The sequence below is a fragment of the Neisseria weixii genome (assembly GCF_002327085.1).
In the GTDB taxonomy this organism is placed as follows: Bacteria; Pseudomonadota; Gammaproteobacteria; order Burkholderiales; family Neisseriaceae; genus Neisseria; species Neisseria weixii.
This window is the reverse complement of the sequence record NZ_CP023429.1, coordinates 216739-237790: the sequence shown is the minus strand read 5'-3', so window position 1 is coordinate 237790 and position 21052 is coordinate 216739. Positions and strand designations below refer to the sequence as shown.

Below are 21052 nucleotides of genomic sequence, written 5' to 3'. Positions count from 1 at the left end.
AACTTTTAAAAATATTGAGAATCGAATGAAATTTATTGATGAAGCAAAAATCGAAGTTGTTGCCGGTAAAGGCGGCAACGGCGCGGCCAGTTTCCGCCGTGAAAAATTCGTGCCGCGCGGCGGACCCGATGGCGGCGACGGCGGCAAAGGCGGCAGCGTATGGGCTCAAGCCGATGAAAACTTAAACACCTTGGTCGAATACCGTTTCGTTAAGCGCTATCAAGCCAAAAACGGCGAAAAAGGCTACGGTGCCGACCGCTACGGCGCCGGTGCAGACGACATCACCCTGCACATGCCCGTCGGCACGCTGATTCGCGACATCGACACCGACGAAATCGTCGCCGACCTGACCCACCACGGCCAGCGCGTTTGTTTGGCACGCGGCGGCAAAGGCGGTTTGGGCAACATCCATTTCAAATCATCGGTCAACCGCGCACCGAAGCAAGCCACGCCCGGCGAAGAAGGCGAAGCGCGTTCGCTACAATTGGAATTGAAAGTCTTAGCCGATGCCGGTCTGCTCGGTATGCCGAATGCCGGCAAATCCACGCTGATTTCCGCCGTATCCGCTGCCCGCCCAAAAGTAGCCGATTACCCGTTCACCACCTTACACCCCAATTTGGGCGTGGTGCGCATGGACGAAAACAACAGCTTTGTCATGGCCGACATCCCGGCCTGATTGAAGGCGCGGCAGAAGGTGCCGGCTTGGGTCACCGCTTCCTGAAGCATCTCTCGCGCACCGGCCTGTTGCTGCATGTGGTCGATTTGGCGCCGTTTGACGAAACCGTCAATCCCGCCGAAGAAGCCTTGGCCATCATCAACGAATTGCGCAAATACGACGAAGAACTCCACGCCAAACCGCGCTGGCTGGTGCTGAACAAATTCGACATGCTCGATGACGAAGAAGCCGAACGCCGCACCGCCAAATTCCTCGAACAAATCGGCTGGGATTACCCGCACCCGATGACCGCTTCGAATTTGACATGTCCACCCCGCGCCTGTTTAAAATCAGCGCCCTGGCACACCAAGGCACACAAGACCTAGTGCGCCAAATCAGCATGTATTTGAACGAGAAAAAACGTTTGGACGCAGAAAAAGCCGCCGCAGAAAAAGCAGCGGCCGCGTTGGAAATTGCCGAGAATCAGCCGAAAACCGATACCAGTGTGTTTCAGGCGGAATAAGTCAAATGATGGAAAGTTTTCAGACGGCCTGCGGGATAGAAAGGCCGTCTGAAAACTCGAAAAACAATCAACTTGGAGTAAGCATCGTGTCTTCAAAAGAATATGTGAAATCATTGAAAGTAGAGAATTTTACTGTTTTACCGAACGAAAATTTTGAATTCTCAAAAAATCTTAATGTAATTGTTGCAGAAAATGGCTGTGGTAAAACACATCTGCTTAAGCTTATTTACAGCCTACTAGAAGTAACCTCTAATGAAAAAAACAGATTAATTAAAACTGATTTACAGAAAAGCTTTGCTAACAAATTGGTAAATGTCTTTCGACCAGATGGTTTAGGTCGCTTAACAAAGCGAGTGCAAGGTAGAGTTAAAGCCAATATCACACTGGAATTAAATCAATATACTCATAGCCTTCTGAATTTTTCTACCACCTCTACCACGGAGGTAAAATTAGAAAAAATAGGGCTAAAAGAGACCGAATATACAAATACAGCTATTTTCCACCCAGCAGAGAACTAATCACATTATGCCCTTGGTTCAATTCATTATATTTAAATAACAGCATTCCTTTTGAAGAAACTTGGTTTGATACATGTGTCCAGCTCAGTCTACCTTTAGCGAAAGGACCGCGCCTTAACAAAATTAAAACATTATTACAACCGATTGAAGCAGCTATGGGGGGGACCGTATATGAAGAGAATGGGCGCTTCTATTTGTCACTGACAAGTAAAACTGGAAAAATTGAAGCTCCTTTAGTTGCGGAAGGCCTGCGCAAATTTGTCATGATTGCTCGTCTCATTTCAACTGGTGCACTCTTAGATAAAGGCTATCTTTTTTGGGATGAACCTGAAGCAAACTTAAATCCAAAACTGATTAGAGTAGCAGCAGAAATTATCTTTGCTCTATCCAAACAAGGCATTCAGGTTTTTATTGCAACACATTCTTTATTTTTATTACGCGAACTTGAAATCCTCAAATCAAAAGAAAAAAATTTCTCAAGCCGTTATTTTTCACTTATTGCCACTGATAATGGAGTGAAATTAGAACAAGGGAATGATATGTATGACTTAGATACAATTGTTGCACTTGATGAAAGTTTAGCTCAATCTGACAGATATTTAGATATTTGAAGGATAACGTATGACAATTACTGAAGGCTCACTAAAATTCGAATTTCCTGAAAACTATCAGGCCTCCAAATACGATGAGTGGTCACATTATCGTAATCAATTTGAAAATAAATGCTCAAAGGGCAATAAGGCCATTGACTTTATTGCATATGAAAACGATCAAGTATTATGGCTCTGTGAAATTAAAGATTTTAGAGAAGGGGAACGCAATCCCAAAAACCACCTTTAGAGGAAGAAATCGCCCAAAAAGTAAGAGATACTCTTGCAGGCATTGTTTCAGCTAAATTCCAAGCGAATAGTTCCGATGAAAAAAACTTTGCTGAAAAAGCCTTAAGATGCCAAAACATTCGTGTTGTCTTACACATAAAACAACCTAAGAGAACAAAACAAATATATGATCTGCCTGATTTACGAGATAAATTAAAGCAATTACTGAAAGCCATTGATCCTCGTGTTGCCATCACAACTATCTCAAAAAAGAATGATGTACCTTGGACGATTACAGAAAGTTCTTAATCCATGCTAACCATCTACAACACCCTAACCCGTCAAAAAGAACCTTTCGCCCCATCAACCCTGAAAACGTGCGCATATACGTGTGCGGCATGACCGTGTATGACTACTGCCATCTCGGCCATGCGCGTGTGATGGTGGTGTTCGACATGATTGCGCGCTGGCTGCGCGAGCGTGATTATCCGCTCACTTATGTGCGCAACATCACCGATATTGACGACAAAATCATTGTGCGCGCGGCGGAAAACGGCGAGACCATCGGCGAGTTGACGGCGCGTTTTATTGAAGCGATGAACGAAGATGCGGCGGCTTTAGGCGTGCTGCGTCCGGATGTCGAGCCGAAAGCCACGGAAAATATTCCGCAGATGATTGCAATGATTGAGCGCTTGATTGCCAAAGGCAAGGCGTATGCGGCGGAGAATGGCGATGTGTATTACGCCGTGCGTGAGTTTGCCGCTTACGGCCAGCTTTCAGGAAAATCGCTGGATGATTTGCGCGCAGGCGAGCGCGTGGAAGTGGGCGGTTTCAAACGCTATCCTTTGGATTTTGTGCTGTGGAAAGCGGCTAAAGCGGGCGAACCGGCTTGGGAAAGCCCGTGGGGGCAAGGTCGTCCGGGTTGGCATATCGAATGCTCGGCGATGAGTGAAAATCTCTTTGGCGACACGTTCGACATTCACGGCGGCGGCGCGGATTTGCAATTCCCTCACCATGAAAACGAAATCGCCCAAAGCGTCGGTGCGCACGGCCATTCGTGCGGCCACAACCACGGCGGCAAAGCGATTGAAAGCCATGTGAAATATTGGTTACACAACGGCTTTATCCGTGTGGACGGCGAAAAAATGTCCAAATCGCTGGGCAATTTCTTTACCATCCGCGATGTGTTGAAAGCCTATGATGCCGAAGTGGTACGCTTTTTTATTTTGCGCGCGCATTACCGCAGCCCGCTGAATTATTCCGATGCGCATTTGGACGATGCCAAAGGCTCATTGACGCGTTTGTACACCGCGCTGAAAAATACCATGCCGTCTGAAAGCTTTAATGCGGACAACGATTATGTGCGCCGCTTCCAAGCCGCGATGGATGATGATTTCGACACCGTGCAGGCCATGGCGGTTTTGTTTGAGCTGGCAAATGAAGTCAACAAAACGCAAAACGCCGACCTCGCCGCCTGCCTGAAGCATTTAGGCGGCACCATCGGCCTGTTGCAACGCGACCCGACTGAGTTTTTACAAGGCGGCAGCGTTTCAGACGGCCTGTCTAACGGAGAAATCGAAGCACTGATTGAAGCCCGCAAACAGGCGCGCGCCGATAAGAACTGGGCAGAATCCGACCGTATCCGCGATGTGTTGGCCGCGGAAAACATTATTCTGGAAGACAAATCCGGTGTGACCACTTGGCGCCGTGGCTAAAACCTGACAAACCCTGATTCAACCGTTTGAGTAAAGGCTTCGTTTGATCTGATATTTTTCAGCCCAAACGAAGCCTTTTTGATTGCGTTTTGCAATCTCTCCCGCTGAAGTCATCAAAATATTAATATTTTGTGACCGTCGAATGGTCACTGACACTGATGCCTTTATGTCATCACGATAAATCAATTACAAACAACAACATAAAATTTGGTTCTATTTCTAATTAATACTTCTGCATAATGCAAAACCACACCGGCACAGCCATCATTAAAATCATCAATTTAACCTTAACGAAATTTAAAATATCTTGATTATTTGCTGAAATTCTGACACAAACTTTCTATTTCCCTTTGAATTATATGGGTTTAATCGCTTTAAAATTTTTAATCTATTCTTGACAAGACTTGATGATTCTTTTAATTTTGCAAAGATTGTCAACAAAGAAGCCACAGCAACATGATGTTGCCGAGCTTTTACTTCAATAGTCAATAGTAAGGAGAAACTACATGTTCCGCAAATCCACTACCGCTGCAATCAGCTTGGCCGCTTTGGCTGCATTAGCCTTGAGTGGCTGTAACAAAGACACTGCCGAAGCAGGCGAACCAAAAAAACCTGAATGTATTGCCCCTGCCAAACCGGGTGGCGGTTTTGACTTGACCTGCAAGCTGGCGCAAACCGGCTTGAAAGACACCGACCAGCTGAAAAAACCGATGCGCGTGACCTACATGCCGGGCGGTGTGGGCGCGGTGGCCTACAATAAAATCGTGGCCAACGATCCGGCCAACGGCGATGCGATTGTGGCCTTTTCGACCGGCTCACTGTTGAACTTGGCACAAGGCAAATTCGGCCAATACACCGAGAAAGACGTGCGCTGGTTGGCAGCAGTCGGCACCGACTACGGCATGGTGGCGGTAAATGCCGAATCGCCTTTGAAAAATTTGAACGATTTGGCTGAAGCACTGAAAAAAGATCCTAAATCCATCAGCTTCGGTGCGGGCGGCAGCGTGGGTGGTCAAGACTGGCTGCAAACCGCAATGATGGCCAAAGCGGCCGGCGTGAACCCGAAAGACATGACTTACGTAGCCTTGGAAGGCGGTGGTGAAGCGGTTACGGCGGTATTGGGCAACCACATCAATGTCGTGAGCGCCGGTATTGCCGAAATGGGGCCGCACATTGAATCAGGCAAAATCCGCGTGTTGGCCGTATTCTCGCCGAACCGTTTGGAAGGTAAGCTGAAAGACATTCCAACGGCGAAAGAACAAGGCTTCGATGTAGAGTGGCCGGTGATCCGCGGCTACTACATGGGCCCGAAAGTGTCTGACGAATCGTTCAACTGGTGGAAAAACCACTTCGATGCGATGTTGAAAGACCCGAAATTCGCCGACATCCGTGCCGGCCGCGATTTGTTGCCGTTTGAATTGACCGGCGAAGAATTGCAGCAATACGTGGTGAAAACCACCGACGAAATGCGCGCTTTATCTAAAGAGTTTGATTTGAACACCAAATAAAATAGTTCCACTGCGCTTTCAGACGGCCTGCTGGCTTTCATCAGGCCGTCTGAAAAGCATTTGCTTATTTTGCGGACCAAATCAATTCTGGGATAAATGTTCAGCATAAAGATAAGATTAGCCATTAAAAAGGCCGTCTGAAATTCTCGCTGAACCATAAAAATGAATCCTTCACGGAGATATGGAGATATTATGAATCTCGAACGCTGTTTTTCCGGTTTGCTGCTCGCGGCAGCCGTGTTCCTGCTGTATCTGGCATGGGGCTACACTGCGCCGATCAGCTATGATCCGTTGGGTCCGCGCCCTTATCCGGTGCTGATCCTGTCACTCCTGGCCGTATCCTGTCTGTTTTTAGTCATTCGCCGCAACAGCGAAGTCATCGACTTGGGCTACACCCCCAATATGCTGAAAAAGCTCGGCATTTGCTTGGCGGCTTTGTTGCTGTATGCCGTTTTGTTTGAATTGCTCAGCTTTCCGCTGGCTACCGCGCTGATGGCGTTTACCGTCGGCACATTATTCGGCGGCAGTTTCAAGGCTTGTGCGCTTTCAGGCATTGCGCTGGGGGTAGGCTTTTATCTGCTGTTTGACCGCCTGCTGGATGTTCCACTGCCGGTCGGCTTTTTCGGTTAAGGACGGAACATGGATACTTTAAACTTTTTAATGAGCGGTTTTGCCGTGGCTTTAGAGCCGCAAAACCTGATGCTGGCCTTCTTCGGCGCATCCCTGGGCACTATTGTCGGTATGCTGCCGGGTTTGGGGCCGATTAACGGCGTGGCGATTTTGCTGCCGTTTGCTTATGCACTCGGCCTGCCTCCCGAATCGGCTTTGATTTTGTTGGCAGCCGTTTATTTGGGCTGTGAATACGGCGGTCGTATTTCGGCCATTTTGATTAACGTGCCCGGGGATGCGGCGGCGATTATGTCCACGCTCGACGGCTATCCCTTGGCCAAACAGGGTAAGGCAGGCATTGCCTTGTCGCTCTCTGCCGTCAGCTCGTTTACCGGCAGCACCATCGCCACCACCGGCGTGGTCTTGTTTGCGCCGCTGCTGGCAAACTGGGCGGTTGCGTTCGGTCCTGCCGAATATTTCGTCCTGATGGTATTCGCTATTACCTGCCTTAGCGGCCTGGTCGGCGACCAACCGCTAAAAACCGCCATCGCCTCCTTAATCGGCTTAGGCTTGGCGACCGTAGGCGTGGATGCCGTAACCGGCGTGTACCGCTTCACGTTTGATTCAGTCAACCTTTCAGACGGCATTCAGTTCACCACCATCGTAATCGGTTTCTTCAGTGTGAGTGAAATCCTGATTATGCTCGAGCACACCGAGCGCGGCCAAAAAGCGTTGGAACAAGGCAAACGCGCCCTGTTTAACGCGAAAGAATTTCTGTTTGCTTTCGGCAGTATGGTGCGCAGCGGCGTGGTCGGTTTCGTGGTGGGTATTTTGCCGGGTGCGGGTGCCACCATTGCCAGCGCGATGACCTACACCAACGAGAAGAAACTTGCCGGCGCTTCAGGTAAATTCGGTGAAGGCGACTTGCGCGGTATCGCCGCGCCTGAAGCAGCCAACAATGCTTCTGCCTGCGGTTCGTTCATTCCGATGCTGACCTTGGCGTACCCGGCTCCGGCACGACTGCCGTGATGATGGGCGCGTTGACCTTGTACAACATCACTCCCGGCCCGCAGTTGTTCAGCGAACAGCCTGATATCGTATGGGCTTGATTGCGTCGTTGTTTATCGGTAACGTGATTTTGCTGTTACTCAATATTCCGTTGGTCGGCTTTTTTGCCAAGCTGTTGAACATCCCTAACTACATCCTGATTCCGGCCATCGCCACCGTGAGCTTTGTCGGCGTGTACGCGATTCACAGCACCACGTTCGACTTGGTATTGATGGTGGGCTTGGGCATATTGGGCTACTTCCTGCGCAAACTCAATTTCCCATTGTCTGCGCTGATTTTGGGCTATGTATTGGGCGAATTGATGGAATCGAGCCTGCGCCGCGCTTTGTCGATTTCACAAGGCGATTTGGGCGTGTTGTTCCATGGCCCGATTACCAAAGTATTGTGGGCGTTGGCCTTGTTGATGGTATTGCTTCCGGTTTTCCGCTGGCTGCGCCGCCGCAAACAAACTGTATAACGCATCACGACAGCCGCCTGAATCCAGCGCGGCTGTTTTCTTGGTATCATGAAAATATTCAGGCTGAGACTTTTGTAATATCTCAAGAACCACCAATAAAAACCCTAAAGGCCGTCTGAAAATTTTCAGACGGCCTATAAACCATAACGATTTTCCATGCAAAACATGAACCGTTTTCTTTCCTATCTGCCCGGTTTTGCCGCCGCGCTCACGGGTGCGCTGCTGGCTAACCTGCTCAACCTGCCGATTCCGTGGCTGCTCGGCTCATTGCTCGCTTGCGCTACTTTGTCTATCTGCGGGGCCAACATCCGTACCCTGCCTTCCGGCCGTAAAGTGGGCTTGTGCATCATCGGTATGTCGCTGGGGCTGTATTTTACGCCGCAGATGGTCGGGATGATCGGCACTAATGCGCTGTGGCTGGGCGCGGGCATGTTGTTCGCCTTGATCTTAAGCCTGTGCGGCACGCTGCTGCTATACCGTTTTGCCGGTATCGATTTCAAAACCGCGTGGTTTGCGGCCACAGTCGGCGGCGCAAGTGAAATGGCTAATTTGGCCGAACAGCACGGCGCGCGCGTGGATAAAGTAGTGGCCGCCCACTCGCTGCGTGTGTTGATGGTAGTGACCATTGTGCCGTTTTTTTACCGATTTATGGATTATCACGGCTTGGATAATTCGATTATCGATAAAGGTGGCGTGCATTACGGCGGATTGCTGCTGCTGATTGCCTGCTGTGCCGGCACAGGTTGGCTGTTTCAAAAACGCGGCTGGGCCAACCCGTGGACATTCGGCCCCTTGGCGGCTGCGGTGTTACTGACCGTATGCGGTGTGCATTTGTCGGCCATTCCGAAAGAATTGTCATGGGCAGGCCAACTCTTAATCGGCTGGTCACTCGGCACCAAATTCCGCTCTGATTTTTTCCGCGCCGCACCGAGATTATTATCGGTTACTGCCGTTTTGGTGTGCATGAGTTTACTGTTGACCGCGGGCGTTTCCCAACTGCTGGCAACGTGGTCGGATATTCCCCTACCCACTTTAGGGCTAGGACTTGCTCCGGGCGGTGTGGCAGAAATGACCATCACCGCCAAAGTGTTGCAACTGGGTGTGCCGCTGGTAACCGCGTTTCATGTGTTGCGCATGCTGGTGGTGGTCGGTTTGGCCGGTTGGCTGTATGGCGTGCTGGATCGGCGGTTTGGTATAGGGGCGCGCTAAAGACGTTTCATCAGCAGCCCATGTGAAATGCTAGACTTATTTAGCCCATGAGAAGCAATCAGTTAAATTAGATATTTATATTTTTAGAAAGAGCGTAAAACTGAAGCAATCATCATTTTTCCCGCGATAAGGAGAAGTACCATGCGACATGCTAAAACTCTTTTCGTCATGTGTTCGATGATTGTCAGCAATACTATTTTTGCCGCAGATTTAATCAAAACACTGCCCGACGATTTGACTTTGAGTCAGGCTCAAACTGTGATTCAAGCAGCAGTCAAAAAAGCACGTACGGCCCGATACTTCAACATGAGCGCCCGCGGCTTAGGTAATGCGGCACAACCCGGAAAAGAATTATACGGTATCGAAGTCACCAATAATGGTTTGGCCATTTTTGCCGGCGGCGTTTTACTGGTCAATTCAGCAGGTATCATTGCGGGTAGCGTCGGTGTAAGCGGTGGTTCAGTAGATGAAGACAAAACAGTAGCCAAAGCAGCGGCATCTGCGTTACCTAAAAAATAAGCAAACCAGTATATTGAATCCAATATGCACGTTGACCAAGATTAAGGAGAAACTGATGAAGACATTACTGACTGCCGTTTTATTGAGTATGACCGCTGCAGCCTATGCCGCACCTACGGATATTGTGGTGCCGATGTCGCTGCTGGACGCGCAAAACGGCGATAAAGTGGCAGGGGAAGTGCGCATCAGCCAAAGCAGATACGGTGCGGTATTCACCCCGAAAATCGAAGGTTTGACGCAAGGCATTTACGGTTTCCACGTACATGAAAATCCAAGCTGCGCAGCCAAAGAGAAAGACGGCAAACCGGTAGGAGGTTTGGCAGCCGACGGCCACTGGGATCCTAAGAAAACCGGCGCCCACAAAGGCCCTTGGGACGACAGCGGCCACTTGGGTGATTTGCCTGCGTTGGCAGTAGATGCCAATGGCCATATCCAACCGGTTGCCGCACCGCGCATTAAGAAAATCAACGCCCTCAAGGGCCGCTCGCTGATGATTCATGCCGGCGGCGACTACTACAGCGACCATCCTGCCGCACTGGGCGGCGGTGGCGCACGCAAATACTGCGGCGTGATTGCCAAGTAAGCTTGAAACATGATATGCGAAGCTGTGGCCGCCTGAAAATATTGGGCTCAGACGGCCTTTTGTTTAGCCCAATAAATTCTTCTTCACTACCGCAGGATTGCCGGCAGCCAAAGAGTACGGCGGCACGCTCTTGGTGACTACTGCGCCGGCACCGATAATCGAGCCTTTACCGATGGTTACGCCGCCCATAATAATGGCCCGGCGGCCAATCCATACATCGTCTTCAATCACAATCGGCTTGGTGTCGGTATAGCCGTAAAACTGTTTGGTTGCTTGATCAAATTTATGGCTGTTGGAATAAAACAGGCATTCCGGCCCCATCATCACATTGTTGCCGATGCTCAGGCCGTAGCAGATTTCGCAATCCACACCAATGCCCGAATGGTTACCGACCACCGTGTCTTTCAACACATAAGCGCCTTTTTCGATGTTGACATTGCTGCCCAAATGCGGCGAAATTTGACGGGCAAGTACCGCGCGGATTTTTTTGGCCAATTTGCCAAACGGCTTGCTGTACGATGCAGGCAGCCATTTGCCGAGTGTTCTCAACAATATCAAAAACAGCTTTGCTTTCATTGCATTTCCTCACACTAAATCATCAATCTGAATTCAATTTCAGTTAGACACACAATACCACACAAGTTTCGCCCGTGATTCGATAATATTTGCGCCGACCTGTTGCAAAACGCCCCAATGCCGCAATATCTGCTTGACGAAACAGCAAAAAAATAGCGATAATCGCACCCTTGTCTTGAAGCATAGGTAAAACCCCTATGCCCGCTTAATCGAAAGGAAACAATATGAAACAAGGTATCCACCCTAACTACCACGAAATCACCGTGACCTGCTCTTGCGGCAGCAAATTCGTGACCAAATCTGCGATGGAAAAAGACAACTTCAACATCGAGGTTTGCTCTTTGTGCCACCCATTCTACACCGGCCAACAAAAAATCGTTGACACCACCGGTCGCGTGGACAAATTCAACAACAAATTCGGCAACTTGTTCAAACGTTGATAGCCCGATGGAAAAAAGACTGCTTTGGCAGTCTTTTTTTGTGTTCAGACGGCCTTATTCCAATCAGAAGACCAGAAGGCCGTCTGAAAAAAATATGGTCGAAGAATATCATTGGCCGCTTTTGACCCAAGCATTCCCCGATTTGGCCGTAATTTGTTACACTAGCGCATCTTTTAGATTTTTGAAACCGCTGTATCATGTTGACTTACACGCCACCGGACTCCCGCAAACCTGCTAAAACCCACGAAAAACCTTGGCTTTTATTGCTGATGGTGTTCGCTTGGTTGTGGCCGGGCGTATTTTCGCATGATTTGTGGAACCCGGACGAATCGGGCTTATTCACCGCTACCGAGGCCCTGCTCAACGGCACCACTTCCCTGCTGGTGCCGCATGTATTCGAGCAACATAATTTCCATATTTCACCGGTTTACCTGTGGGTGGCCGGTGCTTTTCAAGCGCTGCTCTCGCCTTGGGCGGCAGATGCTTATGCGGCCACACGCTTTGCCAGCGTGTTTTTTACCGCGATCGGTTTGCTGTTGTGCGGTTTTGCCGGTTTCAATTTTTTAGGCCGCCACCATGGCCGCAGCGTGGTGCTGATTTTAATCGGCAGTATCGGTTTGTTGCCGATGGCGCATTTCATCAGCGACATGTCGGCGGTGTTTGCCGCACTGGGCATGGTATTGTGCGGTTTTTCGCTGGCATACAAGCGCGTGATTACCGGTGCGCTGCTGTTGGGTGGCGGCTGGGCGCTGCTGTCACTGACGACCGGGTTTTTATTGCCGTTAGCCTTGATTATGATGGCATTTGCCTTGGTGCTGCATCCGCAATGGCAGTTCAAACGCTATTATCTGACCCTAATCGGTGCCTTTGCATTTGCCCTGCCGCTGATGGTGGTGTATCCGCTGTTGCTGCTGTATTTGCAGCCGAAAATGTTTGAAATGTGGCGCAATGCTTATATGTTCGGCACTTACGGCGGACTGCTTGATTTTAAGACGGCCTTTAACCTACCCTATTATTTGAAAAACCTACTCTGGTTTGCCCTGCCTGCGTGGCCGTTGGCGGTGTGGGCATTCATTCGTACCAAGATGAACGCGCAAGGATGGGGCGGTTTGTGTTTGGCGTGGTTGATTTTAGCGACCGCGCTCCTCACCTTCAATCCGCAACGTTTTCAAGACCATTTGGTTTGGTTGCTGCCGCCGCTGGCTTTGCTCGGCGCAGCCCAACTCGACGGCTTGCGCCGCGGCGCAGCAGCGTTTATCAACTGGTTCGGCATCATGGCCTTCGGTTTGTTGGCCGCCTTTATGTGGGTCGGTTTTGCTGCCATGAATTACGGCTGGCCGGCAAAACTGGCCGAACGCGCAGCTTATTTCAGCCCGTATTACTTGCCGGAAATTAATCCGTTTCCCATGACTGTAGCGGTATTGTTCACACCCTTATGGCTGTGGGCGATTACCCGCAAGCATATCCGTGGCCGCCAAGCCGTGACCAACTGGGCGGCCGGTGTGACGTTAACCTGGGCATTGTTGATGACGCTGTGGCTGCCCTGGCTGGATGCTGCCAAGAGTTACGCGCCGGTGGTGAAGCAGATGGAATTGTCGCTTTATCCTGAATTGCGTCATCAATTTAGCGAAGGCCACGAATGCATCAGCGTGGATTCTCACGACCACCGCAGCCGCATCGCTTGGGCACAATACAGCGAATGGCATTTGCAACCCGATAATCCAAGCTGCCGCTACCGCTTGGTGCAGCAGCCGAAAGACACCGCCGCTCCGCAAGGCTGGACGAAACTCTGGCAGGGAGCGCGACCACGCAATAAAGTAGAAGGTTTTGCCTTATTGCGCCGAGAAAGCTAAAACCCATTTCAAAGCCGAAGCCTTTGCAAAACTTCAGATTTGAGTACAGTTCGAAGTCAAAGCAGCGCAGAAAGCGCAGACATATCACAAAGATAGGCAAGCCCTCGAACAGCGCCTAACGGAGAAATGTGCCAAAGATGAAGATTTTGCAAAGATTTCAGGCCGCCTGAAATTCAATTTCAGATGGCCTTTAACCCGACTGAAAAACAGCGTACAATCACACGTTTATTTTAAATTCCATTACTTTTTCAGACGGCCTCACACACAAAACCCCAAACACACACCTTCAATCAGGCCGTCTGAAACCTCAATACACTATATCCAACATGATTTACCCTAAAACCTACGACGTGATCGTGGTCGGCGGCGGCCATGCCGGTACCGAAGCCGCGCTGGCCGCCGCACGCATGGGCGCGCAAACGCTTTTGCTCACCCACAATATCGAAACCCTCGGCCAAATGTCGTGCAACCCTTCCATCGGCGGCATCGGAAAAGGCCATTTGGTGCGCGAAGTCGATGCGCTCGGCGGCGCGATGGCGCTGGCCACCGATATGAGCGGCATCCAGTTCCGCCGCCTGAACGCCAGCAAAGGCGCGGCGGTGCGCGCCACCCGCGCACAGGCCGACCGCATTCTTTATAAGGCCGCCATCCGCGAAATGCTGGAAAATCAGAAAAATCTCGAACTCTTCCAACAGGCGGTGGAAGACATCACGTTGGCAGGCGAGCACGTGTCGGGCGTGAAAACCGCCATGGGGGTGGAATTCAAAGCCCGCGCCGTGGTGCTGACCGCCGGCACGTTTCTGGCGGGCAAAATCCACATCGGTTTGGAAAACTACGCCGGCGGCCGTGCCGGCGACCCGGCCGCGCAAGGTTTGTCGGGCCGTCTGAAAGAATTGAATCTGCCGGTGTCGCGCCTGAAAACCGGCACGCCGCCGCGCATTGACGGCCGCACCATCAACTTTTCGCAGCTCACCGAACAACCCGGCGACACGCCCGTGCCGGTGATGTCCGTACGCGGCAATGCCGCCATGCACCCGCGCCAGGTTTCCTGCTGGATTACCCACACCAATCTGCACACGCACGAGATTATCCGCTCCGGTTTCGACCGCAGCCCGATGTTTACCGGCAAAATCGAAGGCGTGGGGCCGCGCTATTGCCCGTCGATCGAAGACAAAATCAACCGCTTCGCCGATAAAGACAGCCACCAGATTTTTCTCGAGCCGGAAGGCCTGACCACCCACGAATACTACCCCAACGGTATTTCCACCAGCCTGCCGTTCGATATTCAATTGGCGCTTGTGCGCTCGATGAAAGGCTTGGAAAACGCCCATATCCTGCGCCCCGGTTATGCCATCGAATACGACTATTTCGACCCGCGCAACCTCAAAGCCAGTTTGGAAACCAAAACCATCGCCGGCCTCTTTTTCGCCGGCCAAATCAACGGCACCACCGGCTACGAAGAAGCCGCCGCACAAGGCTTGCTGGCCGGTGCCAACGCCGTGCAATATGTGCGCGAACAAGAGCCGCTTCTGTTGCGCCGCGAGCAGGCTTATCTGGGCGTGTTGGTGGACGATTTGATTACCAAAGGCGTGAACGAACCCTACCGCATGTTTACCAGCCGCGCCGAATACCGCCTGCAATTGCGGGAGGACAACGCCGATATGCGCCTCACCGAAGAGGGCCGCAAAATCGGCTTGGTCGGCGAAGCGCAATGGCGTGCGTTCAACGAAAAACGTGAGGCCATTGAGCGCGAAATCCAGCGCCTGAAAACCACTTGGTACACCCCGCAGAAACTGCCGGAGGGCGAACAAGTGCGCGTGTTCGGCCAAAAACTGTCGCGCGAAGCCAACCTGCACGACTTGCTGCGCCGCCCCAATATCGGTTACGCCGCGCTGATGACGCTGGAGGGTGCGAGGCCGTCTGAAAACCTGGCCGATGAGGTAACCGAGCAAGTAGAAATCCAAGTGAAATACCAAGGCTATATCGACCGCCAAAACGACGAAATCGAAAGCCGCCGCGACATCGAAACGTTGAATCTGCCTGCCGACATTGATTATGGCAAGGTCAAGGGTTTGTCGGCGGAGGTGCAGCAGAAACTCAACCAGCACCGCCCCGAAACCGTCGGTCAGGCCAGCCGCATTTCCGGTGTAACGCCCGCTGCGGTGGCTTTACTGATGGTGCATCTGAAACGCGGGTTTAAAGACGCAAAATAGGCTTTACCGGGGATAAAGGCCGTCTGAAAACAAATGTTTGCTTTTTCAGACGGCCTTAGGCTTTATTGGATTTAAGTTCACAATCTCTGATTGACAATCGGTTTAAAAACAGAAATTGAAACGTAAGGAGCGTCAACCCACCTTATTCCGCCACAATAGAGCATGATGATGAAACAACAACCATCACGGTGCCCCACGGCTTAAACGAAGCCAGCCGCACGCTGGTTGGCCGTTTCGGCACGCACGACAAATCGGAAGCAACCGGCATCATCGGCCATTAAGTGTAAAGGCCGTCTGAATGGCTTGATAAGCGCACCCATCGGCCTAATAATATGGCTAACTTGATTTTTAACACCCCATAAGAGACCAACCATGAGCGAACAAGATTTTGATTTGGACAACTTAGACGATTTACTCGGCGATTTCGACGGCGTAGCGGTTGAAGGCGGCGTGGATGCGGAAAGCGAAGACGACAACTGCGTCGGCGGCGCGTGTAAAATTTAAGCAGTAAACATCACAGTCCGTCTGAAAAGGATTTTCAGACGGACTGTGATATTGCGAACAGATTTTATCCAGCCACTTCTTCAGACGGCCTATCTACCACTTTCTCCGCCGTCACCTGCGTATTTTGCAGACTCAAAATCTCCAAAGCGCCGCGGCCAATGCGGCGGGCATAGTTGATGTCGTTCAGCAGCGAAGACGTTTGCCAGCCGTTGAGTTCTTCATTCTTCAGCTTCACCATCACGCGGCCGCGGAAGGTTTCCAGCGTTTCGGTATGCACGTTTAATTGCTGCATCAAATCATTGCGTTCCGCTTCGGCTTCCATGCCGCCAATACGGCGGAACAAGCGCAAGGTTTTGAAAACATGGCGGCGAAGGCGCAGGTAATCTCGTTCGGCGGCCGAGCCTCCGCCCGTCAAATACCGTTGCATGTTTTTCTGTAAATGCTTGCTTTCTTTCACCATTTCAACCATCTGCCAAGTAGCAGCGAATGCACGGTTGAGTTGTTCTTGCTGCGTCTTTTCTTCTAAATCTATTTTGCCGGCAAAATCCAAAATCGCACTGTAAAGCGGCTTGATTTGCCGCTCGTAAACCTGTGTGGCATCGAGTTCGAGCGGGGCAGTCGGCGCGGGCAGCGTCTTGCCTTCATTGGAATCATCGCGGTAAAACGCCTCATTGGCACATAAATCGCGTGACACATGGCTTCGATACTGGCGCGCCCCAAATGATAAACTTCTTTTTCTATCGCCACCAAAGCGGTATCGTCGGCACGCAGCATGTTTTCGTGCAGATAGCGCGGCGCCAGTATGGCTTGATTTTCCGGCAGCAACACTTCTTCCGCTGCTTTATCCGGCAGCCAACGTTGCAACAGCGCCGCAAAACAGCCTTGCAATTTCCAGAATACGGCAACGCCGAGCAAGTTAAACAAGGTATGGAACATCGCCAATTGCAGCAGCGGACTCATGCCCCACCATTCGCCCGGCAGCAACACCAAACGCGTGAGCGGCCACCACAGCAGCAAACATAACGCCGCCGTCACCAAATTAAACACCACATGCGCCAAGGCCAGCCGCTGGCCGTTGCGGTCGCTGCCGAGCATGCCGACCAAAGCGGTGGTGGCACTGCTGCCGACGTTGGAACCGACTGCAATCGCAAATGCCTGCATCAGGCTGACTTGTCCGCCGGCCAACGCCGCCAATGTTAAAATCAGCGTGGCATGTGACGATTGCAACACAACCGTCAGCAACAAGCCGACCACAAAGAAAATCAGCGGCTCGACCATGCCGCCGATTTGGCTTTTATCGAAATCCATGTCCGCACCGAAGGCTTGGAAGCCTTCTTTAATCGCGTCCACCCCCAGAAAAATCAACGCAATGCCGACCAGCACACGGCCGATGGCTTTGGTTTTGCTGTTGAAAAAACCGATGACAATGCCGAACACCAGCATCGGAATCGCCGCCGGACTCAAGCTCACGCTTTGACCGGCCAAGGCCAACAGCCAAATACCGCTGGTCGAGCCCAAATTAGTGCCCAAAATAATTGCGATACCACCTGCCAGCTGAATCATGCCGGTGCTTAGAAAAGCAATCGTCAGCAGCGACACCAAGGTGCTCGATTGCAGCACAAAGGTCGCACCCATACCGAACAGCGCGCCTTTCAGTGGCGTGGCAGTGGATTTCTCCATCCATTTGGCCAACTTGCCGCCGGCGACATTGTGCAAACCTTCTTCAATGCACTGCATGCCCAGCAGAAACAAAGCCAAGCCGTAACAAAGCTGCATCCACGACGGGCTATAAAGAAAACTCGCCGCCAAGCCCGACACCAGCAAGACGGCCAAAACATATTGCGATGCTTTTTTCCTCATTCATTGACTCCGAATTATTGTTATTTTTCTGCAACATAATATTTTTACAAAAAGATGACAATCAACAAAGGCCGTCTGAAACGTTTCAGACGGCCTTTGAAAGCCCTTTATTTATTTGCGTTCAGACGGCATAAACCCTTGTTAAAACGAAGAACCCGGCCGGGTTAAAAATACTTTCTCCTCCGCCGTACTGTCCCGCCCCAACATCTCATTTCGGTGCGGATAGCGGCCGAAGCGGTCGATAATCGCTTTGTGCTGCCGTTCAAAATCCAAGGTCACGGCATCGGCGTAGCGTTCGAACAGCGGCAAGGCCTGCTTATGCACCGCTTGGCTTTCGCTGTGCATAAAAGGCATCAGCATGAAATTGCGCTCGGCTTGATCCAAATCTGCAAAACCAGCGTGTTGCACCGCTTCTTGCGCCAAGACTAAAGCCATATTGTCTTGGGCAAACGCATTCGCACGGTCGCGCCACACATTACGCGAAAACTGATCCAACACGATGATTTCGGCCAAACGCCCGCGCAAAGTGTCGCGCCAAGCAGATAATTCGCCACGTGCGGCCTGCTGCCATACGCCCATAAATCGGCGGCGGATTTCGGCATCAAAATCATCGCTTTTGGCAAACCAGCAGGCTTTGTTTGCCTGATCAAACCAAAAATCCAAAACAGCTTGCGCATTCATTATTTTTTCCTTTTTCAGACGGCCTTTGAATATCTTAATCGAGTAAAACGTAAGTTTTGCATATTTCGTGTGTAATCTAACAAACAGCAGGCCTAAATACGGCCTGACATTATCCATTTACCTTTAGGACGCTTAACATGATGACGCAAACTGTCAAACGCTTCGTCGGCATGGGTGTAATCGGCATCACTGCCGCCGTCGGACTGGGCGGCTGCGTGGTTTCAGACGACCCCGCCGTGAATGCCATTGCCACCACCGCCACCGCCGGCACTGTCGCTTCTTTACTGTATTACAGTCTGGATGACGGCTACTATTACGACAACCACTACAACCGTATGCCGCGCTCGTATCGTCCGGCCTACAATACCCATGTGCGCCGCATCGACAGCATGAGTGACTACCGTCGCCGTTATCCGCTTGAAACACGTATGCATCAGCAAAACCGTGTGTTATCCGACCGCGTTTACCGCCAACGTGAGCAAAACCGCATACTGGAAAACCGCTTGGAACAACAACGCATACAAAACCGCCACATGCAACAGCGTGTAAAGATTCGCGCAACCGCAGCATTTTGATGCGTGAGCGCATGGAACAACAGCGCCGCAACCATCAAGTGCGTGAAAACATCCATCAGCAGCGCATTTACCGCAGCAACGAATCGCGTTTGCTCAATCGACAATCCAATACGCAAAACCGCCAGATGCCGGTGCGCTCGCCGCGCTCCAACAGTCTGCGCGCACCATGGGAACAATACGGCTCGTAATTCAAGCGCTTATTCCCTCACAGGCGAAAGGCAGCGCCGATACCTTCATGTATCCACGCCTGCTTTTCGCCTGTTTTTTTGTGCCGAATATGTTCAGACGGCCTCATTTTCCGTTACCATACCACCTAGGCGGATAATCCGCCATGACTAACTTGGAAACCGCCATGAACCACACCCAGCAACTGCAAAACGGCCTCGCCGAAATGGGCTTGAGCCTGACTGAAGACCAACAAAACAAGCTCATCCAATACGTCGAACTGCTTAAAAAATGGAACAAAACCTACAACCTCACCGCGCTGCGCGATGAATCGCTGATGATCAGCCACCACCTGCTCGACAGCTTAACCCTGCTGCCTTATATCGAAGGGGCACAAACCATGCTCGATGTCGGTTCCGGCGGCGGCCAGCCCGGCATCCCGACTGCGATTTGCCGCCCCGACTTGAAGATTACCCTGCTTGATGCCAACACCAAAAAAACCTCGTTTTTGCAGCAAGCCGTGATTGAACTGGGCTTGGACAACGTGCGCGTGATCAGCGGCCGCGTTGAGGCCGTGCAGGATTTTCAAGCCGATGTGATTACCAGCCGCGCCTTTGCCGAGCTGGCTGATTTCGTCAACTGGACGGCGCAGCTGCTGAAAGACGGCGGCTACTGGGCGGCTATGAAAGGCGTGTTCCCGCAAGAAGAAATCGACCGCCTGCCGGATTTTGCGACCGTGGACAAAGTGGAAGAAATACATGTGCCGCAACTGAATGCCGAGCGGCATATGGTGATTATGCGCAAGAAATAATACCGTATAAAGGCCGTCTGAAAATCTGTCGTTTTCAGACGGCCTTGTTATACCCATTTGACGCAAATAACGGTACAATTCCAGCCATCATACTCTTATTATCGACAAAGCACATGAGCGCAAAAATCATCGCCATCGCCAACCAAAAAGGCGGCGTCGGCAAAACCACCACCACCGTCAATCTGGCGGCTTCCTTGGCCAACCGCGGCCAACGCGTATTGGTCATCGACCTCGATCCACAAGGCAACGCCACGACCGGCAGCGGCATCGACAAAGCCAGCTTGGAACAAGGCGTATATCAAGTGGTGTTGGGCGATGCCGATATTCAGACGGCCGTGGTGAAAAGCGAGAGCGGCGGCTATGACGTATTGGGTGCCAACCGCACCTTAGCCGGTGCCGAAATCGAACTGGTGCAGGAAATCGGCCGCGAACTGCGCCTGAAAAACGCCCTGCAAGTGGTGGAAAACGATTATGATTTCGTGCTGATTGATTGTCCGCCATCACTCACCCTGCTCACGCTCAACGGTTTGGTGGCGGCCAACGGCGTGATTGTACCGATGTTGTGCGAATACTACGCGCTGGAAGGCATTTCAGATTTGATTGCCACCGTGCGTAAAATCCGCCAAGCCATCAATCCGCAGCTCGACATCACCGGCATCGTGCGCACCATGTACGACGGCCGCAGCCGCCTGGTGATGGAAGTGAGCGAGCAATTGCAGCAACATTTCGGCGATTTGATGTTCGATACCACTATTCCGCGCAATATTCGCTTGGCAGAAGCGCCGAGCCACGGCATGCCGGCACTGGCTTACGATGCCGCCACTAAAGGCGCACAGGCATATTTGGCGCTGGCTGACGAGCTGCTGGCGCGTCTGAAAGCATGATTGCTTGTCTACAAATTTAATATATTTAAATTTTATAGCGGATTAACTTAACTTTCGCTACGGCGTTGCTGCGCCTTGCCGTACTATTTGTACCGTCTTCGATTTGCTGCCTCGTATCGGAGTAATTAAATCCGCTATAAATCAAGAATTAAGGCCGTCTGAAAAACAACGCTTTCAGACGGCCTGAGATGTAGGAAATTGTCGGGTTGTTTACACTTTTTATGCAAAACAGCTTTTATTTTCTGCCTAAATGATTGTTTTAGGATTGTTGAGCATTATCAAGAACCATGCGGCGTTGCCGTGCCTTT

General features: G+C 51.2%; 21 protein-coding genes and 3 pseudogenes. 19 read left to right on the top strand and 5 right to left on the bottom strand.

Going from position 1 to position 21052, the window contains the following annotated elements:
- Positions 1-25 precede the first annotated feature (25 nt).
- The 11 genes and pseudogenes from obgE to CGZ65_RS01260 all read left to right on the top strand — a co-directional run bounded on the left by obgE (position 26) and on the right by CGZ65_RS01260 (position 10182).
- Positions 26-1178 (top strand): annotated as a pseudogene (gene obgE / locus CGZ65_RS01305) (GTPase ObgE).
- 5 nt (positions 1179-1183) lie between these two features.
- Positions 1184-1696: an AAA family ATPase gene (locus CGZ65_RS13600; RefSeq protein ID WP_232507476.1), complete on the top strand. Its 513-nt coding sequence runs from the start codon at positions 1184-1186 to the stop codon at positions 1694-1696.
- Positions 1697-1851: 155 nt separating this feature from the next.
- Positions 1852-2307, top strand: a complete 456-nt coding sequence (locus tag CGZ65_RS13595; protein WP_232507475.1) for an AAA family ATPase — start codon at positions 1852-1854, stop codon at positions 2305-2307.
- Positions 2308-2317: 10 nt separating this feature from the next.
- On the top strand, positions 2318-2536 hold the full coding sequence (locus CGZ65_RS13590; RefSeq protein WP_232507474.1) for a hypothetical protein: 219 nt from the start codon (positions 2318-2320) through the stop codon (positions 2534-2536).
- A 290-nt stretch (positions 2537-2826) separates the two neighbouring features.
- Positions 2827-4229, top strand: a pseudogene (gene cysS, locus CGZ65_RS01290) (cysteine--tRNA ligase).
- Between the two features lie 506 nt (positions 4230-4735).
- Positions 4736-5737, top strand: a complete 1002-nt coding sequence (locus CGZ65_RS01285) for a tripartite tricarboxylate transporter substrate binding protein (RefSeq protein ID WP_096294534.1) — start codon at positions 4736-4738, stop codon at positions 5735-5737.
- 192 nt (positions 5738-5929) lie between these two features.
- The gene (locus tag CGZ65_RS01280) at positions 5930-6367 is read left to right on the top strand and encodes a tripartite tricarboxylate transporter TctB family protein (RefSeq protein WP_096294533.1); all 438 of its coding nucleotides are present in this window, start codon (positions 5930-5932) and stop codon (positions 6365-6367) included.
- A 9-nt stretch (positions 6368-6376) separates the two neighbouring features.
- Positions 6377-7871: pseudogene (locus CGZ65_RS14505) on the top strand (tripartite tricarboxylate transporter permease).
- A gap of 156 nt (positions 7872-8027) precedes the next feature.
- The gene (locus CGZ65_RS01270; RefSeq protein WP_232507473.1) at positions 8028-9080 is read left to right on the top strand and encodes an AbrB family transcriptional regulator; all 1053 of its coding nucleotides are present in this window, start codon (positions 8028-8030) and stop codon (positions 9078-9080) included.
- Positions 9081-9221: 141 nt separating this feature from the next.
- Positions 9222-9599 carry a heme-binding protein gene (locus tag CGZ65_RS01265; RefSeq protein WP_096294532.1) on the top strand — a complete coding sequence of 126 codons (378 nt, stop codon included), beginning with the start codon at positions 9222-9224 and terminating at the stop codon, positions 9597-9599.
- Positions 9600-9654: 55 nt separating this feature from the next.
- Positions 9655-10182, top strand: coding sequence for a superoxide dismutase family protein (locus CGZ65_RS01260; protein WP_096294531.1), 528 nt, complete (start codon positions 9655-9657; stop codon positions 10180-10182).
- Between the two features lie 63 nt (positions 10183-10245).
- Here CGZ65_RS01260 and CGZ65_RS01255 read toward each other — a convergent pair whose 3' ends face one another.
- Complete coding sequence (locus CGZ65_RS01255) at positions 10246-10758, bottom strand: acyltransferase (RefSeq protein ID WP_096294530.1); 513 nt, start codon at positions 10756-10758, stop codon at positions 10246-10248.
- Between the two features lie 43 nt (positions 10759-10801).
- Positions 10802-10942 carry a hypothetical protein gene (locus CGZ65_RS12615; RefSeq protein ID WP_157742679.1) on the bottom strand — a complete coding sequence of 47 codons (141 nt, stop codon included), beginning with the start codon at positions 10940-10942 and terminating at the stop codon, positions 10802-10804.
- A 40-nt stretch (positions 10943-10982) separates the two neighbouring features.
- On the opposite strand from CGZ65_RS12615, the gene rpmE reads away from it, so the two are divergent.
- The 4 genes from rpmE (at position 10983) to CGZ65_RS14495 (ending at position 15768) form a co-directional block, all read left to right on the top strand.
- A complete protein-coding gene (rpmE, locus tag CGZ65_RS01250; protein WP_096294529.1) occupies positions 10983-11198 on the top strand; it encodes a 50S ribosomal protein L31 in 216 nt (71 codons plus the stop codon).
- Between the two features lie 197 nt (positions 11199-11395).
- On the top strand, positions 11396-13051 hold the full coding sequence (locus tag CGZ65_RS01245) for a hypothetical protein (RefSeq protein ID WP_096294528.1): 1656 nt from the start codon (positions 11396-11398) through the stop codon (positions 13049-13051).
- Between the two features lie 326 nt (positions 13052-13377).
- Entirely contained in the window at positions 13378-15264 is a 1887-nt protein-coding gene (gene mnmG / locus CGZ65_RS01240) for a tRNA uridine-5-carboxymethylaminomethyl(34) synthesis enzyme MnmG (protein WP_096294527.1), read from the top strand.
- 372 nt (positions 15265-15636) lie between these two features.
- On the top strand, positions 15637-15768 hold the full coding sequence (locus CGZ65_RS14495) for a hypothetical protein (protein WP_255408361.1): 132 nt from the start codon (positions 15637-15639) through the stop codon (positions 15766-15768).
- A 64-nt stretch (positions 15769-15832) separates the two neighbouring features.
- Here CGZ65_RS14495 and CGZ65_RS13585 read toward each other — a convergent pair whose 3' ends face one another.
- The 3 genes from CGZ65_RS13585 to CGZ65_RS01230 form a co-directional block, all read right to left on the bottom strand.
- Positions 15833-16318, bottom strand: a complete 486-nt coding sequence (locus CGZ65_RS13585) for a hypothetical protein (protein WP_232507472.1) — start codon at positions 16316-16318, stop codon at positions 15833-15835.
- Positions 16297-17628, bottom strand: coding sequence for a Na/Pi cotransporter family protein (locus tag CGZ65_RS01235; RefSeq protein ID WP_232507471.1), 1332 nt, complete (start codon positions 17626-17628; stop codon positions 16297-16299). The genes CGZ65_RS13585 and CGZ65_RS01235 overlap by 22 nt, the downstream gene beginning before the upstream one ends.
- Before the next feature lie 141 nt (positions 17629-17769).
- Positions 17770-18309, bottom strand: coding sequence for a DUF924 family protein (locus CGZ65_RS01230; protein ID WP_096294526.1), 540 nt, complete (start codon positions 18307-18309; stop codon positions 17770-17772).
- A 137-nt stretch (positions 18310-18446) separates the two neighbouring features.
- Here CGZ65_RS01230 and CGZ65_RS01225 point away from each other — a divergent pair, with 137 nt between their 5' ends.
- The 4 genes from CGZ65_RS01225 to CGZ65_RS01210 all read left to right on the top strand — a co-directional run bounded on the left by CGZ65_RS01225 (position 18447) and on the right by CGZ65_RS01210 (position 20744).
- Positions 18447-18884: a hypothetical protein gene (locus CGZ65_RS01225; protein ID WP_096294525.1), complete on the top strand. Its 438-nt coding sequence runs from the start codon at positions 18447-18449 to the stop codon at positions 18882-18884.
- An 11-nt stretch (positions 18885-18895) separates the two neighbouring features.
- Positions 18896-19072 (top strand): hypothetical protein, encoded by a 177-nt coding sequence (locus CGZ65_RS01220; RefSeq protein WP_157742678.1) that lies wholly within the window; start codon positions 18896-18898, stop codon positions 19070-19072.
- 164 nt (positions 19073-19236) lie between these two features.
- Positions 19237-19860 carry a 16S rRNA (guanine(527)-N(7))-methyltransferase RsmG gene (gene rsmG, locus CGZ65_RS01215; RefSeq protein ID WP_096296056.1) on the top strand — a complete coding sequence of 208 codons (624 nt, stop codon included), beginning with the start codon at positions 19237-19239 and terminating at the stop codon, positions 19858-19860.
- Between the two features lie 113 nt (positions 19861-19973).
- On the top strand, positions 19974-20744 hold the full coding sequence (locus CGZ65_RS01210; RefSeq protein WP_096294523.1) for a ParA family protein: 771 nt from the start codon (positions 19974-19976) through the stop codon (positions 20742-20744).
- The last annotated feature ends 308 nt before the right edge of the window (positions 20745-21052 follow it).

Excerpts from the sequence above, each read along its gene's own strand:
- CGZ65_RS13600 (WP_232507476.1), top strand. The coding sequence starts at position 1,184 with ATGATGGAAAGTTTTCAGACGGCCTGCGGGATAGAAAGGCCGTCTGAA.
- CGZ65_RS13595 (WP_232507475.1), top strand. The coding sequence starts at position 1,852 with ATGGGGGGGACCGTATATGAAGAGAATGGGCGCTTCTATTTGTCACTG.
- CGZ65_RS13590 (WP_232507474.1), top strand. The coding sequence starts at position 2,318 with ATGACAATTACTGAAGGCTCACTAAAATTCGAATTTCCTGAAAACTAT.
- CGZ65_RS01285 (WP_096294534.1), top strand. The coding sequence starts at position 4,736 with ATGTTCCGCAAATCCACTACCGCTGCAATCAGCTTGGCCGCTTTGGCT.
- CGZ65_RS01280 (WP_096294533.1), top strand. The coding sequence starts at position 5,930 with ATGAATCTCGAACGCTGTTTTTCCGGTTTGCTGCTCGCGGCAGCCGTG.
- CGZ65_RS01270 (WP_232507473.1), top strand. The coding sequence starts at position 8,028 with ATGCAAAACATGAACCGTTTTCTTTCCTATCTGCCCGGTTTTGCCGCC.
- CGZ65_RS01265 (WP_096294532.1), top strand. The coding sequence starts at position 9,222 with ATGCGACATGCTAAAACTCTTTTCGTCATGTGTTCGATGATTGTCAGC.
- CGZ65_RS01260 (WP_096294531.1), top strand. The coding sequence starts at position 9,655 with ATGAAGACATTACTGACTGCCGTTTTATTGAGTATGACCGCTGCAGCC.
- CGZ65_RS01255 (WP_096294530.1), bottom strand. The coding sequence starts at position 10,758 with ATGAAAGCAAAGCTGTTTTTGATATTGTTGAGAACACTCGGCAAATGG.
- CGZ65_RS12615 (WP_157742679.1), bottom strand. The coding sequence starts at position 10,942 with ATGCTTCAAGACAAGGGTGCGATTATCGCTATTTTTTTGCTGTTTCGT.
- rpmE (WP_096294529.1), top strand. The coding sequence starts at position 10,983 with ATGAAACAAGGTATCCACCCTAACTACCACGAAATCACCGTGACCTGC.
- CGZ65_RS01245 (WP_096294528.1), top strand. The coding sequence starts at position 11,396 with ATGTTGACTTACACGCCACCGGACTCCCGCAAACCTGCTAAAACCCAC.
- mnmG (WP_096294527.1), top strand. The coding sequence starts at position 13,378 with ATGATTTACCCTAAAACCTACGACGTGATCGTGGTCGGCGGCGGCCAT.
- CGZ65_RS14495 (WP_255408361.1), top strand. The coding sequence starts at position 15,637 with ATGAGCGAACAAGATTTTGATTTGGACAACTTAGACGATTTACTCGGC.
- CGZ65_RS01235 (WP_232507471.1), bottom strand. The coding sequence starts at position 17,628 with ATGAGGAAAAAAGCATCGCAATATGTTTTGGCCGTCTTGCTGGTGTCG.
- CGZ65_RS01230 (WP_096294526.1), bottom strand. The coding sequence starts at position 18,309 with ATGAATGCGCAAGCTGTTTTGGATTTTTGGTTTGATCAGGCAAACAAA.
- CGZ65_RS01225 (WP_096294525.1), top strand. The coding sequence starts at position 18,447 with ATGATGACGCAAACTGTCAAACGCTTCGTCGGCATGGGTGTAATCGGC.
- CGZ65_RS01220 (WP_157742678.1), top strand. The coding sequence starts at position 18,896 with ATGGAACAACAGCGCCGCAACCATCAAGTGCGTGAAAACATCCATCAG.
- rsmG (WP_096296056.1), top strand. The coding sequence starts at position 19,237 with ATGAACCACACCCAGCAACTGCAAAACGGCCTCGCCGAAATGGGCTTG.
- CGZ65_RS01210 (WP_096294523.1), top strand. The coding sequence starts at position 19,974 with ATGAGCGCAAAAATCATCGCCATCGCCAACCAAAAAGGCGGCGTCGGC.